General features: G+C 31.8%; 16 protein-coding genes and 1 pseudogene. 1 reads left to right on the top strand and 16 read right to left on the bottom strand.

The window, feature by feature from the left end:
• Window positions 1-117 precede the first annotated feature (117 nt).
• From recG to V7Q02_RS01100, 4 genes and pseudogenes are all read right to left on the bottom strand, one after another.
• Window positions 118-2,157 carry an ATP-dependent DNA helicase RecG gene (recG, locus tag V7Q02_RS01115; protein ID WP_333859118.1) on the bottom strand — a complete coding sequence of 680 codons (2,040 nt, stop codon included), beginning with the start codon at window positions 2,155-2,157 and terminating at the stop codon, window positions 118-120.
• A gap of 103 nt (window positions 2,158-2,260) precedes the next feature.
• Entirely contained in the window at window positions 2,261-3,928 is a 1,668-nt protein-coding gene (locus tag V7Q02_RS01110) for a DAK2 domain-containing protein (protein ID WP_333859116.1), read from the bottom strand.
• Between the two features lie 17 nt (window positions 3,929-3,945).
• Window positions 3,946-4,296, bottom strand: a complete 351-nt coding sequence (locus tag V7Q02_RS01105; protein ID WP_333859115.1) for an Asp23/Gls24 family envelope stress response protein — start codon at window positions 4,294-4,296, stop codon at window positions 3,946-3,948.
• A 139-nt stretch (window positions 4,297-4,435) separates the two neighbouring features.
• Window positions 4,436-5,182: pseudogene (locus tag V7Q02_RS01100) on the bottom strand (L-lactate dehydrogenase); the annotation flags it as partial.
• Between the two features lie 113 nt (window positions 5,183-5,295).
• Here V7Q02_RS01100 and rpmB point away from each other — a divergent pair.
• Window positions 5,296-5,487, top strand: coding sequence for a 50S ribosomal protein L28 (rpmB, locus tag V7Q02_RS01095; protein WP_333859114.1), 192 nt, complete (start codon window positions 5,296-5,298; stop codon window positions 5,485-5,487).
• Window positions 5,488-5,624: 137 nt separating this feature from the next.
• Here the strand turns inward: rpmB and V7Q02_RS01090 are convergent, their stop codons facing one another.
• The 12 genes from V7Q02_RS01090 to priA form a co-directional block, all read right to left on the bottom strand.
• Complete coding sequence (locus V7Q02_RS01090; RefSeq protein ID WP_333859113.1) at window positions 5,625-5,780, bottom strand: hypothetical protein; 156 nt, start codon at window positions 5,778-5,780, stop codon at window positions 5,625-5,627.
• 95 nt (window positions 5,781-5,875) lie between these two features.
• The gene (locus V7Q02_RS01085) at window positions 5,876-6,511 is read right to left on the bottom strand and encodes a thiamine diphosphokinase (RefSeq protein WP_333859112.1); all 636 of its coding nucleotides are present in this window, start codon (window positions 6,509-6,511) and stop codon (window positions 5,876-5,878) included.
• 1 nt (window position 6,512) lies between these two features.
• Complete coding sequence (gene rpe / locus V7Q02_RS01080) at window positions 6,513-7,163, bottom strand: ribulose-phosphate 3-epimerase (protein WP_333859110.1); 651 nt, start codon at window positions 7,161-7,163, stop codon at window positions 6,513-6,515.
• Window positions 7,164-7,204: 41 nt separating this feature from the next.
• Window positions 7,205-8,068 carry a ribosome small subunit-dependent GTPase A gene (rsgA, locus tag V7Q02_RS01075; RefSeq protein WP_333859109.1) on the bottom strand — a complete coding sequence of 288 codons (864 nt, stop codon included), beginning with the start codon at window positions 8,066-8,068 and terminating at the stop codon, window positions 7,205-7,207.
• 27 nt (window positions 8,069-8,095) lie between these two features.
• Window positions 8,096-10,015: a Stk1 family PASTA domain-containing Ser/Thr kinase gene (gene pknB / locus V7Q02_RS01070; protein ID WP_333859107.1), complete on the bottom strand. Its 1,920-nt coding sequence runs from the start codon at window positions 10,013-10,015 to the stop codon at window positions 8,096-8,098.
• The gene (locus V7Q02_RS01065) at window positions 9,990-10,730 is read right to left on the bottom strand and encodes a Stp1/IreP family PP2C-type Ser/Thr phosphatase (protein WP_333859106.1); all 741 of its coding nucleotides are present in this window, start codon (window positions 10,728-10,730) and stop codon (window positions 9,990-9,992) included. The genes pknB and V7Q02_RS01065 overlap by 26 nt, the downstream gene beginning before the upstream one ends.
• On the bottom strand, window positions 10,702-11,781 hold the full coding sequence (gene rlmN, locus V7Q02_RS01060; protein ID WP_333859105.1) for a 23S rRNA (adenine(2503)-C(2))-methyltransferase RlmN: 1,080 nt from the start codon (window positions 11,779-11,781) through the stop codon (window positions 10,702-10,704). The genes V7Q02_RS01065 and rlmN overlap by 29 nt, the downstream gene beginning before the upstream one ends.
• A gap of 5 nt (window positions 11,782-11,786) precedes the next feature.
• A complete protein-coding gene (gene rsmB, locus V7Q02_RS01055; RefSeq protein ID WP_333859104.1) occupies window positions 11,787-13,118 on the bottom strand; it encodes a 16S rRNA (cytosine(967)-C(5))-methyltransferase RsmB in 1,332 nt (443 codons plus the stop codon).
• Between the two features lie 183 nt (window positions 13,119-13,301).
• Window positions 13,302-13,982, bottom strand: a complete 681-nt coding sequence (locus V7Q02_RS01050) for a zinc metallopeptidase (protein ID WP_333859103.1) — start codon at window positions 13,980-13,982, stop codon at window positions 13,302-13,304.
• 24 nt (window positions 13,983-14,006) lie between these two features.
• Complete coding sequence (gene fmt / locus V7Q02_RS01045; RefSeq protein WP_333859102.1) at window positions 14,007-14,933, bottom strand: methionyl-tRNA formyltransferase; 927 nt, start codon at window positions 14,931-14,933, stop codon at window positions 14,007-14,009.
• Between the two features lie 15 nt (window positions 14,934-14,948).
• A complete protein-coding gene (def, locus tag V7Q02_RS01040; protein WP_333859101.1) occupies window positions 14,949-15,392 on the bottom strand; it encodes a peptide deformylase in 444 nt (147 codons plus the stop codon).
• Window positions 15,393-15,502: 110 nt separating this feature from the next.
• Complete coding sequence (gene priA, locus V7Q02_RS01035; protein WP_333859100.1) at window positions 15,503-17,704, bottom strand: primosomal protein N'; 2,202 nt, start codon at window positions 17,702-17,704, stop codon at window positions 15,503-15,505.
• Window positions 17,705-17,782: the final 78 nt, after the last annotated feature.

Genomic DNA, 17,782 nt, shown 5'->3' with positions numbered 1-17,782 from the left:
TATATATTTTCATTATTCAAAATCATTTCAAGAATTATACTTACCCTTCTACACTAAACTGCCACTACTTGTGGAAGTGGACAATTTAATGGTAAATGTTCCTATTAAATTCTAAAACTAATTAAAACTTATAATTTTAAAGGTTTTCTGTAACTTATCCATAACCTCCTTTGTGATTTTTTCATTTTCACTTCCCTTGCTTTCAAGAAACCTTTTTGCCTCTAGATTGGCCAGTTTAAATATATGTATATCTTGTGACAAATTTGAAAAAATCAATTCACTTTCTCCATGCTGCTTAAAGCCAAATATTTCTCCTGAGCCTCTTATTTTTAAATCTTCCTCTGCAATGAAAAATCCATCACTGCTGCTTTTCATTATTTCCATTCTTCTCCTTATAAAATCATTTTTAATATCTGCAATTAAAATACAATAGGATTTATATTCTCCCCTTCCAACTCTTCCTCTCAGCTGATGAAGCTGTGCCAATCCAAACCTCTCTGCATTTTCTATTACCATAACTGCAGCATTTGGTACATTAACGCCCACTTCTATAACGGTTGTAGATATGATAGCCTTTATTTTCCCTTCCTTAAACTTATTCATAGTCTCTTCTTTGTCTCTAGAGGACATCTTTCCATATAGTATACCTATCTCTAGATCTTTAAAATATTTTTCTTTTAATTCATCATAAATTTCTTTTACAGAACTTAGATTCAAATTGCTATTTTCCTCTACTAAAGGGCATACTATATATACTTGTCTGCCTTTTTTTATCTCTTCCAATGCAAATTTATACACCCTATCCCTTGAATTTTTATCTGTATAATAAGTATGTATTTTTTTTCTTCCAGGAGGGAGCTCATCTATGGTAGATATATTTAAATCTCCATACAAACATAAACTTAAAGTTCTCGGAATAGGTGTTGCAGTCATGACTAATGTATCCACACGCTTACCTTTATTTATAAGTTTGCTTCTTTGGGCCACTCCAAATCTATGTTGTTCATCCGTAACCACCATCCCTATATTTTTAAATTCTACATCATCTTCTATAAGTGCATGAGTTCCTATTATAATATCTATTTTCCCACATTTTAAATCTTCTTTTAATATCTTCTTATTTTTTTCAGTAACACTGCCGCAAAGTAACTGTATATTTACTCCCCAATCCTGTAAAAGCATTTTGCACTCCCCATAATGCTGATTCGCCAGTATTTCCGTGGGTGCCATAAAAACTGCCTGATATCCATTTTTCACTACATTAAAAATAGCTATAATAGCTACTATTGTTTTTCCACTACCCACATCTCCCTGCAGCAGACGGTTCATAGGCAACTCTCTCTTTTCATCTAATAATATCTCTCTTATAACCTTATTCTGAGATTTAGTAAGTTCATAGGGTATTTTTCTTTTTAACTCTTTTAATTCTGCAGCTATTTTAAAGGCTATACCCTTTTTATTCTTACTATGATAATTTTTTAACATTAAAATTTTCAAGGAATAGGAAAACAACTCTTGAAATTTAAGTCTTCTCCTTGCTTCCTCCAATTCTTCTATATTGCCTGGCATATGTATTTTTCTTATAGCCTTATTTAAATCACAAAATTTATATTTTTTGATCATGGAAAGAGGTAGATTTTCTTCTATGTCCACCTGACAAATTACTTTAGATATAATCTTTATAAGAGTATTATTTGTAATACCCGCTTTCAAGGGATATATTGGTATTATCTTATCTTCCTTTTTACCCTTTGTTCCGTTATTTGCCAAGGTGGGATTCATAATAGAAATACTCCCATTGAATCTTTCAACCTTTCCCATTATCCTATAAACTTCATTTATTTTAAATTTGTTTTTCATGTAAGGCTGATTAAACCACTTGCCTTGAAAAATTCCACTTTCATTTTCAAATACAACCGTAGAAAGTATCTTTTTATTCTTAGTCCTTATATCTTTTCCTATAGATTTTACTCTGCAGTCCATTATAACTTTTCCAGTTCCAGCTTTATTTAAATTGCCACAGCTTGAGATAATTTCATAATCCCTTGGAAAATATAATAGCAGGTCCAATATGTTGAATATACAACAATTATTTAAATTTCGGGCAGTTACAGCTCCCACTCCTTTTATAGATTTAATATCATCATATATATCCATATAATTTACCCACCTCTAATATATTCTATAATAAAATTCTTTTCTTTTTCAACTAAAAGCAAAAATAATTTACAAAAATAAAAAAAGCCCCCGCTGGCTTTTTTTATTCAACAGAAAGTATAAAATAATATAATGGCTGCCCTCCACTATAACATTGTATATCTATATCACCATATCTATCTTCAAGTTTTTCTAAAAGAGAATTTACATCATCTCCATTACAATCATTGCCATAATATATACTTATAAGTTCACTATTTTCTTTTATCATATGACTTATAACTTCATCACATACTTCAAATATATCTTTTCCAACCTTCTCTATCCTGCCTTCTATAAGCCCCAGTATATCCCCTTCTCTTACATCTTTTCCATCTATTTCAGTATCTCTTACTGCATAAGTTACAGAGCCTGTAGTTACAGTACTTATAGCCCTTTCCATAGCATTTATATTTTTCTCTAGTTTCTCTTCAGCATTAAAAACTGTTACTGCAGTTATTCCCTGTGGTATGGTTTTAGTAGGTATTACTTTTACTACTTTATCTGAAAATTCTGCAGCCTGATTTGCAGCCATAATTATATTTTTATTATTAGGAAGTACAAATATATTTTCTGCATTCAATTTATTTATACAATTCAATATATCCTCTGTACTTGGATTCATAGTCTGACCACCCTCTATAACATAGTCCACCCCTAAATCCTGAAATATTCTTTTAATACCTTCTCCTGCTGCTACTGTAACAAAAGCATATTCTTTTTTTTCGCTATCCTCTTTTGCAACATATCCTTCCCCCTGAGTCCCATTATCCACATACTGAAGCAAAGCCTCTTCATCCTTTACGCTTAAAATATTCCTATGCTGCTGTCTCATATTATCAACTTTTATCTTTGATAGCTCTCCAAGCCTAACTGCTTCAGATAATATTGCACCAGGATCATTGCTGTGAACATGAACTTTTAAAACGTCTCCATCCTCTACCACTACTATGGAATCTCCTAAAATTTGCAGTTTGTTTTTAAAATCATCTATATTTGGATTTTTAAGATGAATAAGAAATTCTGTACAATATCCATATTTTATTTCTTCTGATTCCACACTTTTGGCTGAAGATTTAGTTGCTATATCTTCAGCCTCCTTTAAATATACTTCCTTTATATCTTCTTTTAAGGCTTCGTACATTCCCTGAAATATAATCAAAAGTCCCATGCCCCCGGCATCTACCACTCCCGCCTTTTTAAGTACAGGAAGCATATCAGGAGTTCTATCCAATATCCTCTTACTATAACCACATACTTCCTGCAAGAGTTCAGTTATATCTTCCTTTTTAGATTTTATAGCGCTTTCCCCTGCTCCTCTTATAATGGTCAGTATAGTTCCTTCTGTTGGACGCATAACGGCCTTATAGGCAGCTTTTGCACCTTCTTCTAAAGCTAATGCAAATTCTGATGAATTCACCTGACTTTTTCCCTGAAGTCCCTTGGATATACCTCTAAATATCTGTGAAAGTATTACTCCTGAGTTTCCTCTTGCTCCCATAAGAGCTCCTTTAGCCAAATCTATAGATACAGTATCTATAGATTTAACTTTTATATTTGATATTTCTATTACAGCATTTTTAAGGGTCATAGCCATATTAGTTCCCGTATCTCCATCTGGTACAGGAAATACATTTAGGGAATTCACAAAATCTTTTTGCTCTTCTAGTTTGTTACTGGCGTTTACAATCATATTGTAAAAACACTGTCCATCTATACTTAAGTATTCCATTTTTACGAATTACCTCCCTAGACTCTAACACCCTGAACATTTACAGTAATAGTTGAAACCTTCAGTCCCGTGTAGTTTTCTACATTATATTTTACCCTCTGTATTATATTATTTGCAATTACAGATATTTTTGTTCCATATTCTAATATTATATAAAGTTCTATCATTAATTCATTATTCTTAGAACGAATTTTTACTCCTCTGCTTAAATTTTCGCCCTTTATTAGTTCCCAAAGACCATCTTTTGCATTCTTGGAAGCCATACCTACTACTCCATAACATTCCATAGTTGACAATCCTACTATGTTGGCAACTACCTCTTCTGAATAATCAGTATAGCCATTTTCTCCAACAATACTACCTATCATATAAAAACCTCCTTACATTCCTATAATACCATAAACATATTTTATATTAAACAATGTATTTATTCAACCTCAATAGTTTTAAGTAAAATTTAGGAAAGCTGCTAATTAGTATATATTACTAACTAGCAGCTAGAATGAATTAAATATTGAAATGCGCTATAGTCTTTTTTAACACTTCTGCAGAATTTTTTAGAGCTTCAGATTCATCTTTGTCTAAAGGAATTTGTAGTACTTTTTCTACCCCGGAAGCACCAATAATACATGAAACTCCCATAAACACTCCTTCAATCCCATATTCTCCATCTAAGAGAGTAGATACTGTCAATATGGAATTTTCATCTCTAAACAGTGATTTTACAATTCTCTTTACAGAAAGTGCAATAGCATAATAAGTAGCTCCCTTTTTATTTATTACATCATAGGCAGCATTTCTCACCGAGTTTAGTATTTTTTCTTCACACTCTTTAGTAAAATCCTTCTTGTTAAGTCGGTAATATTCCTTTAAAAGTATACCACTAACTGAAGCCAAACTCCATGCAGCTATTTCTGAATCTCCATGTTCACCCATTACATAACCATGCACATCTCTAATATCTACCTGAAGTTCATTACTTATTATATATTTTAACCGTGAGGTATCAAGAACCGTTCCCGAACCTATTATTCTATTTAGAGGAAATCCTGAAAGTTTATAAGTTATATATGTGAGTATATCTACAGGGTTCCACACAATTAAAAGTATAGAATTGGGACTATATTTTACAATCTCAAATATTATGGATTTAAATATAACATAATTCTTATCAATTAGTTCAAGTCTGTTTTGCCCTTTACTTTGTGCAGCTCTTGCTGTTATTATTACTATATTGGAATTTTTGGTATCTTGGTAACCCCCCTGCCTTTATTGAAGAAAATTATATATTTACTTGCATATATTATACATTGTGTGGTAAAATGATTTGTGTTTAAATTAAGAGACTGTTAAGGAGGTGTTTTCAAATGTCCAAGAAATGTGAGATATGCGGAAAAGGTGTTGTATTTGGTGTGCAATACAGCCATTCACATCGTCAATCTAAAAGAACCTGGTCTCCAAATATAAGAAAGATCAAAGCTATAGTTAAGGGAACACCAAAAACTATACATGTTTGTGCAAGATGCCTTCGTTCTGGAAAGGTTCAGCGTGCTATATAAAAAACAAAAATGCAGTTGTTATAAACAATTGCATTTTTGTTTTATTCCATATTATTTTTTTTTTTGGTAAAGAATCTTATAATTGCAGATAGAGCACCGGGAAGCTTAAATGCAATAATTTTCATTAAACTACCTCCTTATTTATGACATTCTATCAAGTACCATCCACAATAAATTAATCCGGCTCCTGCAGCTATTATCCAGCCCCATATAGGGATAATAACTGTCATTAAAAACCCAGCACCTATACATACAGCTACCAATCCTACTTTTTTCTTAATTCTTCTTTTCACGTTATTATCCCCACAAATTGCTTTATAATATTATATGCAGTTCACCTTTATATGTTACCAATAATTTAAAATTGTATATTTTATTTTATTTAAAATTAATCTCTAGCTCTCACTAAGAGTAATTTTCCTGTATCAAATGTTATATTTACATCATTATCTAAAAACTCATTGGACACTGTCCTGCCATCCCCCATATATAAATTATAATTGTCTAGTTTATATTTTGCTCCTATTATACTTAAATTTCTAACACAATCACAATATGCATGAAGAGAAAAAGTCTCCCTTTTATGTCCTTTTATTCTTTTGGAGCCATAAAGTAATTCAATAACATTATTTTCGTCTTTTATATACCCTTTAACATTTAAATAATTACATTTTAGAAGTAATCCTAAATTAGCAAAAACATGATCTAATCTGCTTCCCGTACAGCCAGTAAATACTATTTCATCTGCTTTTAAATCTACAGCCTTATTTAAAGCAATTTCAGTATCTGTAAAATTTTTATCCTTGGGATATTTTTCTATTTTACAGTTTTTATTTCTAAAAAACATTAATGCTTCCCTATCTATAGAGTCAAAATCTCCTACAAGATATTGTGGTATAATTTTATAATTATAAAGACAATTCCCTCCACCATCTGCACAAACTATCAGTGAATTATCTTTGATTTGCTCCTGAATAAGTTCTCTTGAAGGTGCTGTCCCTCCAGATACTATAAGCACTTTCATACTAAAATTCCTCTCTTAATAGCCTTATATTATCTTCTATATTCCCTCCTTTAAATACAGATGAACCTGCTACTATCACATTGGCCCCCTTATGTACCACTCTTGCTATATTATCCTTTGTAATGCCTCCGTCCACTTCTATCATCAAATTTTCATTATATTTATCTGACAATTCTTTTACATAGCTAATTTTACTGTCACAATATTCTATGTACTTTTGTCCTCCAAACCCAGGATTTACAGACATTATAAGTATCATATCCAGTTTAGGTATCAAATACTTTATATTATCTACCAAAGTAGCGGGATTCAATGCGACTGCCGCCTTAACTCCCAAACTTTTTATATAATCCACAGTTCTGTCCAAATGTCTGTCTGCTTCAAAATGTACCGTTATAATATCCGCTCCTGCATCCGCAAAATCCTTTACATACCTTGCCGGTTCTTCTATCATTAAATGTACATCAAAAGGTATTTCTGTAAAATGCTTTATACTCTTTATAACAGGTATTCCAAAACTTATATTTGGCACAAAACTTCCATCCATTACATCTATGTGTACCAAATCCACCTTACATTTATCTAATAATTTTATTTCTTCTCCCAATCTTGAAAAATCTGCAGATAATATTGAAGGTGCTATTTTTATCATAGGTAACCTCTCCCTTTTTACACTAATTAAGTTTTAATAATCTAGTATTTCTTTTTATTACTTATGTCATTTAAAGTTTTAATATAAAGATCATATCTTCCCTTGTTTATTTTATTATCATAAAGTGCTGACTTAACAGCACAGTCAGGCTCTTTGTAATGAATGCACCCTGTAAACTTACACATACCTATAAATTCTATAAATTCCGGAAAGCAATATTGAAGTTTATCTTTAGTTATATGTCCTATATCTAATGAAGAGAAGCCCGGTGTATCTACCATAAAACCCTCTTCCAATTCTATTATTTCACTATGCCTTGTAGTGTGTTTTCCTCTATTGAGTTTATGGCTTATTTGTCCCGTCTCCATAAGTTCCCTTCCACAAATTGCATTTAAAATAGTAGATTTCCCTACCCCGGAAGGTCCACATAAAACAGTAATATTATCTTTTAACTTTCCTCTTACTTTGTCAATTCCATGTCCCTCTTTTGCTTTTAAAAATATTACTTCATATCCTATATTTCTTAACACATCTATAATATCCAATCTTTTTTCTCTATCGGCTAAATCCAATTTATTAAAACATACTATTGGTTTTAATAAATTGAATTCACAGCTTATAAGAAATTTATTCAATAAATCCTCATTTACCTCTGGATGATTAAAAGCAAACACCACTAGTGCCTGAGTTACATTAGCTACAGCAGGTCTTTTCAGCTCACTTATCCTGGCATAAATTTCATCAATAACGCCCTGCTCCTTTTCCCATTTAATTTCTACTTTATCTCCTACCATAGGGGATAATCCATTATATCTGAATTTTCCCCTTGCCCTGCATTCAATTATGCCTCTATCAGTTCTTACATAATAGAATCCTCCTATTCCTTTCATTATAGTTCCCCGCATAATGCCTCCTAAATTTAATATATTATTCTATTCCTTTTGTGTACCAGAGTTATTTCCATTATTGGAACTTCCGCCATTATTTGAAGTATCTCCATTGTTTGAATCCTTTCCATTGTTTGAATCTCCTGAATCTGAGCTGCTGCCATTATTTGAATCTCCCGCGTTCGAGTTATCTCCATTATTTGAATCTTTTCCATCATTTGAATCTTTTCCGCCGTTTGAACTATCACCTTCAGTATTTTTTGGTTCAGTATATTTATAATAATTTAAAGTTATTGTAGTACCCTCTTTAACCTGCTGCGATGCGCCTACACTTTGACTAGTTACAATTCCATCTTGAGACTTATCTGAAGTATTCACAGGATTTCTTGCAACTTTGAGACCTGCATTTCCCATTATAGATACTGCATCCTCTATATTTTTACCATAAACACCAGGAACTGTTACATACTTAACTTCAGGTCCTTTACTTATTACAAGATTTACTTTTGCATTATTTTCCGCCTTGGAATCAGGTTCAGGATCCTGACTTATAACTTGATTCCATGCTACTGTGTTGCTATATTTAGAAGATATGCTTCCCACACTAAGTCCACTATTTGTTATAAGATCCTTTGCTGTATCAAGATCTAATCCAATTACACTTGGAACCACTAAAGCAGCGGGACCTTCACTTACAACCACCCTTACTTCAGAATTTGCCTTTACCTTTGTTCCCGATTTAGGAAAACAGCTAATTACTGTACCTTGGGCTTTGTCACTTTTTTCAGTTGCACTTATCACAAAGGTTAACTTTTTACTCTGTATAAGCTTCTTAGCCTCATCCTGTTTCATCCCCACTATATTGGGCACCGTAACTTCACTTGAACTTCCTGATATTTTATTATAAAAATACCCTGAAACCCCACCTATAACTATTACAAGCATAAATAAAGCCACTATAAGTATAACTTTCTTTTTCTTAGGATCTAGGGCTATCTTATTCTTGAACTTATCTCTTACTCCCTCTCCATCACTATAATAGCCATCTTCATCCTTATAATCATCCTTATAATCATCGCTTATATCCACAGGATCCATTATACGGGTCATATCCTTATTAAAATCATCATTTAACAAGTTCAATTTTTGATTGTTTTCTATTTTTTGCAGATCTACAAGCATCTCTTCCATGCTTTGATATCTTCTTATAGGTTCTTTCTCTACAGCTTTTAAAATCAATTTATTTAAACTTTCAGGAATATTTTCATCTAACTGATTAGGAGGAACTACAGGTTCCTGTATGTGCTTTAAAGCTATGGATACCGGACTTTCAGCATCATAGGGTACCCTGCCTGTAACCATCTCATACATAACTATACCAAGAGAATATATGTCTGTTCTAAAATCTAAGAAACTTCCTTTAGCCTGTTCAGGAGAAAAATAATGCGCAGAACCCATTATCTTATTGGAATTAGTTATAGTAACGGAATTTGAAGCCTTGGCAATTCCAAAATCTGTTACTTTCACTATTCCATCTTCTGTTACAAGAATATTATGAGGTTTTATATCTCTATGTATAATGTTGTTTTTGTGGGCACATTTTAAAGCTTTAGTTATCTGAATCGCTATTTCCACTGCCCTATCTGGAGGTATTTTCCCTTCTTCCCTTATTATCTGCTTTAAAGTTTTTCCCGTAACACATTCCATAACAATATAGTTTATATCCTCCTGAGATCCTACATCATATATATTCACTATATTATTATTTGAAAGACTGGCAGCGGCTGTAGCTTCCCTTTTAAATTTTTCCACAAATTCTCCGTCAGTTGAAAACTGCTCCTTAAGAATCTTTACTGCTACGTTTCTATTGAGAAGGTTATCCTTGGCCTTATATACAACAGCCATACCTCCTTCTCCTATTTTCTTTAATAGTTCATATCTATTTCCCAGCACAGTCCCTATCATCTTTACACTCTCCTTCAAATACAATAACTGATATATTATCTCTTCCGCCCCTAAGATTACTTAATTCTATCAGCTGCCTGCAGCTATTTTTATTATCATTTTTTATTATTATATCATACATCTCATTCATACTTACCCCATTGGTTAACCCGTCAGTACACAATATCACCTTTTTTACTTCATGAAGGTTTACCCTAAAAATATCAACTTCTACAGATATGTTAGTTCCAATGGCTCTTGTTATTATATTTTTATTGGGATGTATAGCTGCTTCTTCTTCAGTTATACTACCTTCATCCACCAGTTGTTGTACAAGGGAGTGATCCTTGGTTATCTTTGTAATTCCACTATAGCCCAACGTGTAACATCCACTGTCACCTACATTAGCTACTATCATTTCACCATTTTTAACCAGACAGGCTGTGATAGTTGTCCCCATTCCACCAAATTTTTTATTGGTTCTAGATAATTTGTAAATTTTATCATTGGCCACAGTTATAGCTTCTAATAACTCATCTTCCATGTGTATTTCAACTTTAGACTTTATATAGGAGATAACTGTCTCTACTGCAATTTTACTTGCCACTTCCCCTGCATTATGACCTCCCATCCCATCTGCTATTACATATATTCCTAAATCCTTATTTTTATAGAAATCTGCAAAATCTTCATTCAATTTTCTTACTCTACCTACGTCTGACAAGAGCCCCACCATTTTCTACACCCTTTCTATAACTTTTTGATTCTAAATATCTTCTCCTTAACTGTCCACAAGCGGCATCTATGTCTGAACCCATTTCTCTTCTTATAGTAGTTTCTATTTTATTTTGAATTAATTTGTTATAAAACCTCATTACATTCCCTTGAGAAGATTTTTTAAAATCATTTTCCCTAACTTGGTTTACAGGTATCAAGTTAACATGACATAACAGTCCTTTTAATAATCCAGACAACCTTCCGGCGAATTCCACACTGTCATTTACACCTTCCACCAGAGCATATTCAAAAGAAATCCTTCTCCCCGTTCTATTTATGTAATATTTACAGCTCTCTATTATCTCTTCTATAGAATACTTATTTGCAATAGGCATTATGTTCCTTCTACTAAAGTCATCAGGGGAATGAAGTGATATAGCAAGTGTTATTTGCAAATTTTCATCTGCCAGCTTAATTATTTTAGGTACTATACCGCAAGTGGAAAGAGTTATATGTCTCTGTCCTATATTCAAGCCGTATTTGGAACTTACCACACTTAAAAATTTAAAAACATTATCATAGTTATCCAGCGGTTCTCCACTGCCCATTAAGACTATATTGGAAATTCTCTCATTCATCTCAGTTTGAGATTTTAAAACCTGTGCCAGTATTTCCCCACTGGTTAAATTTCTTACCATACCATTTACTGTGGAAGCACAAAATTTACATCCCATCCTGCATCCCACTTGAGTAGAAACACATATGGAATCTCCATGTTTGTATTTCATAACTACTGTTTCTATAATATTTCCATCTTGAAATCTATATAAAAATTTAAAGGTATTCTGTGATTTCGATTTTTGCTTTTTTATTAATTCCGGTATACCAATATAAAAATTTTCTTTTAATTTTTCTATTATATTCTTAGATATATTAGTCATACAATTAAAATCATACTGATTTTTTTTATATATCCAATCCATTATCTGTGATGCTCTAAATTTATTTTCATTGTTTGCTTTCATCCAGTTCTCTAACTCTTCTATATTAAAATCCAGAATGTTATACATAGTACCTACCTCTGTTTTATTAATCTTGCAATAAAAAACCCATCCATGTGGTTATCAGGCAATATAGTCATATACCCTTCTTTATGATAGATTATATTGGGAAATTCCCCACAATATAATTTATCCAATTTATACTGGGAATTTTGGGAGACAAACCAGTTTATATTCTCCTCATTTTCCTCTTTATTTAAAGTACAGGTAGAATACACAAGCTTACCACCTGTTTTTACATACTTTGCAGCATTTAAAATAATTTTTCTCTGTATCTCTATTAAATTCTTCATTGAATTTTCTTTTTTATTCCACTTGATTTCAGGTTTTTTTCTTATTATTCCAAGCCCCGAACAGGGGACATCAACAAGAACCCTATCTGCTGTATTTTCAAGCTTTTCTAAATATTCTGTAGCATTAAGTTTTTTACAAATTATATTTTTAACACCCAATCTTTCTGCATTGTTCCTAACCAGTGACAATTTACTTTCATACAGATCATAGCAATATACATTTCCCGTATTTTTCATCAATTCTCCTATATGACAGGATTTTCCCCCCGGGGCACTACACAAATCTAAAACTGTTATATTTTCTTTAACATCCATAAAATAAGATGCAAGCATTGCACTCTCATCCTGTACTGTAATATGACCTTTTTTAAAAAGGGGATTCATCTCTATATTACTGCCTTTGTTTATTATGATAGCATTCTTATACACATTACCCTTTTTCACATCATATCCATTAATACATAGTTCATCCCATGCACATTTATAATCGGTCTTTAAAGTATTTATTCTCACTGTAACCTTTGGTACAATATTTAATGAGTTCATAATGCACTTTCCTAAATCTTCTCCATACTGATTAATAAAAAGTTCAGCCATCCACCCTGGAAAAGAATATTCAAAACATATCCTATCTATTTTATCCCCTTTGTCTGTAAAACATAAATTGTCTTTATTTCTTAAATAATTTCTAAGTACCCCATTTACAAGCTTAGAGAGCTTCATAGAAATATTTTTAGAAAATTCTACAGCTTCATTTACTACTGCAAACTCAGGAATCTTATCCAGATACTTCAACTGATATATCGATATTCTAAGCATATTTAATATATCTTTATTCATTTTTTCTAAATTGCTTTTTATAAAGTTCTTCAATATACAATCAATAGTATATTTATACTTCAGGGTACCATATACCAATTCTGTAATTAACGCCCTATCCTTTTTATTCAAATCAGATTTATTTAAATATTTATTTAAAACTATACTGGAATATGCATTATCACAGAATACTTTTTTAACAACTTCCACAGCTACACTTCTAGCACTATTCATATTATACCTCTATTTAAAAATATATATTTATTTAAGAAAGTAAATTCCATTAAAATTTTAGAATATCCCTATCCGAAGGCTACCATTGCTAATACCCCATATAAGCACTGCTACGTCCCTGGATAAATTCTTCCCCTAACGGATAACGTATTCTAAGTTCTAAAGACACTAAGAATCACTTGATCAATTTCTATCCCTACTTATATATATAAGTCTAAGCAGATTAGCCACCGCAGTTAACACTGCCGCCACATAGGTCATAGCTGCAGCCCTTAAAACAGATCTTGCACCACTTAATTCATTTGAGTAGAGTATTGACTTTCCTTCCAATATCTTAAGTGCCCTGCTTGAAGCATTTAATTCTACTGGAAGAGTTATTATCTGAAATAAAACAACCAATGTAAATAAAAATATTCCTATGGTAACAAGACTTCTGATTCCCAAAATAAATCCTGCTATAAGTAATATCCAGGAAGTATTAGAACCAAAATTAACTGCCGGTACAATAGAATTTCTAATAATAAGAGGTAAATATCCATTTTTATGTTGAATGGCATGACCTGTTTCATGAGCTGCCACACCTATTGATGCCACGGAATTTCCATGATATACTTCCTGAGACAATCTCATAACCCTTTTTCCAGGATCATAATGATCACTCAACTTTCCCGGTATCAATTCCACAGGAACATCATAAAGGCCACTGCTATCTAACAACATTCTAGCCACTTGTGCCCCTGTATAGCCATTAAGACTTTTATATTTAGAATATTTATTAAAAGTAGAGGATACCCTGTATTGAGCCCATGCCGCCACTAAAAGTGCAGGTATCAGTATGATAAAACTACTGTCCCAATAAATCATAGCTTACACCTCCCATAACTATTTTTAAAGTACAATGTCCTTTTCTATAGAATGACCCTTTATATATTCTTTAACTTCCATAGGTTTTCCACCTGGAAATTGTATCTTTTTTATTAATATAACTCCTTCTCCACAGACAACTTTTATTCCTTCATCACTTACATCTAACACATACCCGGATTCCCTTTCCGATACTTCATCTAATACAGCAACTTCATATACTTTCATATTTTTTTGTTTATATTGAGTATATGCAATAGGCCATGGATTTAAACCTCTTACAAAACATTTTATTTTTTTGCTACTTAAATTCCAATTTATCCTTGCCACATCTTTGCTTAGCATTTTTGCATATTCTGTAGGAGATTCTCCCTGTTTTTTTCTCTCAACTTTTCCTTCTTTTAATCCTTTTAATGTGTTTACCAAAAGTTCTGCCCCATCTTCCATTAATATATCATGCAACTCTCCAGCAGTCATATTTTCCTCTATTCGGAAGTTACTGTTAAGAAGAATGTCCCCAGTATCCAGTCCTGTATCCATAAACATAGTAGTATTTCCCGTTTCTACTTCCCCCTCTATAATACACCAGTTTATAGGGGCTGCCCCTCTATACTTGGGAAGCAGTGAAGCATGTAAATTTATACATCCCAATTTAGGTATATCTAATATTTCTTTCGTAAGTAGTTGTCCATAGGCAATAACAACTATAAATTCTGGTTTTATTTTTTTTATGTTCTCTATTACTTCTCTATCATCTTTTAATTTTATAGGTTGATAAACTGGTATATTATATTTCAGGGCCTCTTCCTTAACTGGAGAAAAAGTTATTTTCTTTCCTCTTCCTTTCGGTCTATCCGGTTGTGTAACTACAGCTCTAACCTGAAATTCCTTTACTAATTTCCTTAAAGAGGGTACCGAAAAATCAGGAGTACCCATAAAAACAATATCCATACACTAAATTCCTTTCTATTTTTTTATCATTTTGTCTATAAATAATATGCCATTCAAATGGTCTATTTCATGACAAAATGCTCTGGCCAGCAAATCTTCACCTTCTATTATTACCTCTTCTCCTTTTTCATTTAAAGCCTTAACTTTCACCTTTTTAGGTCTTTTTACCTCTCCCTGAACTCCCGGTACGCTAAGACACCCTTCCACATCCAAATAACTTCCCTCTGAATGTATAATTTCAGGATTTATAAGTTTAAGTATGCCCTCGCCTATATCTATTACTATAGCTCTTTTCAAGACCCCTACTTGTGGTGCTGCAAGCCCCACTCCACACTCCTTGTACAAAGTTTCTTCCATATCATCCAGCAGGGTAAGTATTCTATCATTTATAACATCTACTTTTTTGCTTTTTTTCCTAAGAAGTTCATCCCCATATTTTATAACATTTCTTAAAGCCATATATTCTACCACACAAAAATATTCATAAAATTTAAAAACTCCATAAACATGTGTGATTCATTCAACTCCTTTCTCCAATATAAATTCAACTAAATTTAATGAATCCATACCTACAACATATTATTTGGGTTCATATCTATACTAACTCTTATATCATTATAAACATGTTTCAACAAATGATAAACTATTTTTCTAACATTTTTTGCATCTTCTATCCCTATCTGTCCCTTCAATATTATCTGCCATCTATATAAATCCTTTATCTTGGATATTTGACAGGGGCAAGGTCCTAGTAGTGTAATTCTATCATTTTTTTTCCACATATTTTTTAAAAATATGCCAACATTTTGTATATTTTTTATTAATAAATTTTCATTTTTGCTGCTCATATTTATAAGAAGCAACTCTACAAAAGGAGGATATTCCATATTTTTTCTTATATTTATTTCCTCCTGATAAAAATTCTTGTAATCATTACTAGCTGCACATTTTATACTGTAATTTTCAGGATTATAGGTTTGAATAATTACTTTTCCAGATTTTTCTCCTCTTCCTGCTCTTCCTGAAACCTGAGTTATAAGTTCGTAAGTCCTCTCTGCTGCTCTAAAATCTGGTAAATTAATAGACACATCTGCTGCTATAACTCCCACAAGAGTTACATCTTTAAAATCCAGTCCTTTTGCTACCATTTGAGTACCTATTAATATATCTGCTTGTTTATTTTTAAATTTGTTATAAATATCCTCATAAGAATTTTTACTTCTTGTGGTATCAAAGTCCATTCTCAGTATATCTGCTTCTGGAAACAGCCTTTTTATCTCCTGTTCTACTTTCTCTGTTCCAAGCCCAAAATATTTCACATATTTACTAAAACATTTAGGACACATCTTTGGTATGTCACTGACACTTCCACAGTAGTGACATATGAGTTTCTTTTTATCATAATGATAGGTAAAGGATATATCACACTTATTACATTTAAAAACATAGCCACATTTTCTGCAGGATACAAAAGTGGAATATCCCCTTCTATTCAAAAATAATATTATCTGTTCTTTTTTTGCCAATCTATCACAAATGGCCTCATATAAAGCTCTGCTGAACATAGATTTATTATTATTTAAAAGTTCTTTTCTCATATCCACAATTTCCACTTCAGGCATTTTTATTCCATTTACTCTATTTTCTATGGTTATAAGTTCAATCTCTCCTGTCTTACATCTATAATAAGTTTCTATAGAAGGGGTAGCTGAACCCAATATCATTTTGCACCCATACTGGCTGCATTTCATTTCTCCTATTTCTCTTACATTATATTTGGGGTTGATATCTGATTTATAACTTCCTTCATGTTCCTCATCTATTATTATAAAGCCTAAATTTTCAAAGGGAAGAAATATTGCAGATCTCGCACCTATTGCAACCTTTACCTTTCCCCGTTTTATCCTCACCCACTCATCATATCTTTCACCATCTGAAAGTTTACTGTGAACTACACTTATATTACTTCCAAATCTACCTTTAAATCTTTCAACCATTTGAGGTGTGAGTACAATTTCAGGTACTAATATTAAAGATTCTTTATTCTCCTTTAAAGCTTTTTCCACTATATGCATATAAATTTCGGTTTTACCGCTTCCCGTAACTCCATGAATTAAAAATATTTTTTTATGGGAATTTATTATTTTATCCACTGCATTTTGCTGTTCTGTATTTAGTTTTTTCTTTGAATATTTTTCATATTCAACTGTATTATATCTATTTATAATTTTCTCATCTGATAAAATGAATCCATGTTTTATCATAGTATTTAAAGATGATAGAGAAATATTATAATTTTTACTTATAAAATTTTTAGTATGTATGCCATTATTATTCTTGATGAATTCATAAATACTTTTATAAGGTTCTTTATTAAATTTTCCTTCTGGTTTCTTTCCTACAAAAATCAAGTTTTTTTTCTTGTTTGTTATGCCTTTAAATATTCCAGTTGGTATAAATACTTTTATACATTCAAGATAAGTACATAAATATTTTTCTCTCATATTTTCTATAAGTTCTAAGTCTTTTCCAGTAAAGAGTGAAAAGTCGTCACAGACATCAATAATCTCTTTCACATCTATTACTTCTTTCTCTTCACTATAGAGTCTAACTATAAACCCATCCAATTTTTTATTTCCCCTACCAAAAGGAACCTTTACTCTAAAACCTATTTTAATTTTGTCCTTTAATTTTTCTGGTATTTTATAGGTAAAAATTTTATCCAGCTCTATAAAATTATTATTTACAATTACACCTGCATATCTATACACCTAATCACCCTTAAATAAACATCAAATAAGAGAGGTATGTTAATGCCCTTCCCTCTCAAACCATAAATTTTATATTTT

The sequence above is a fragment of the Clostridium sp. genome, from assembly GCF_036781005.1.
Classification (GTDB): Bacteria; Bacillota; Clostridia; order Clostridiales; family Clostridiaceae; genus Clostridium_B.
Note: the sequence above shows the minus strand (reverse complement) of the source record. Positions and strands in the feature narration are given on the sequence as shown.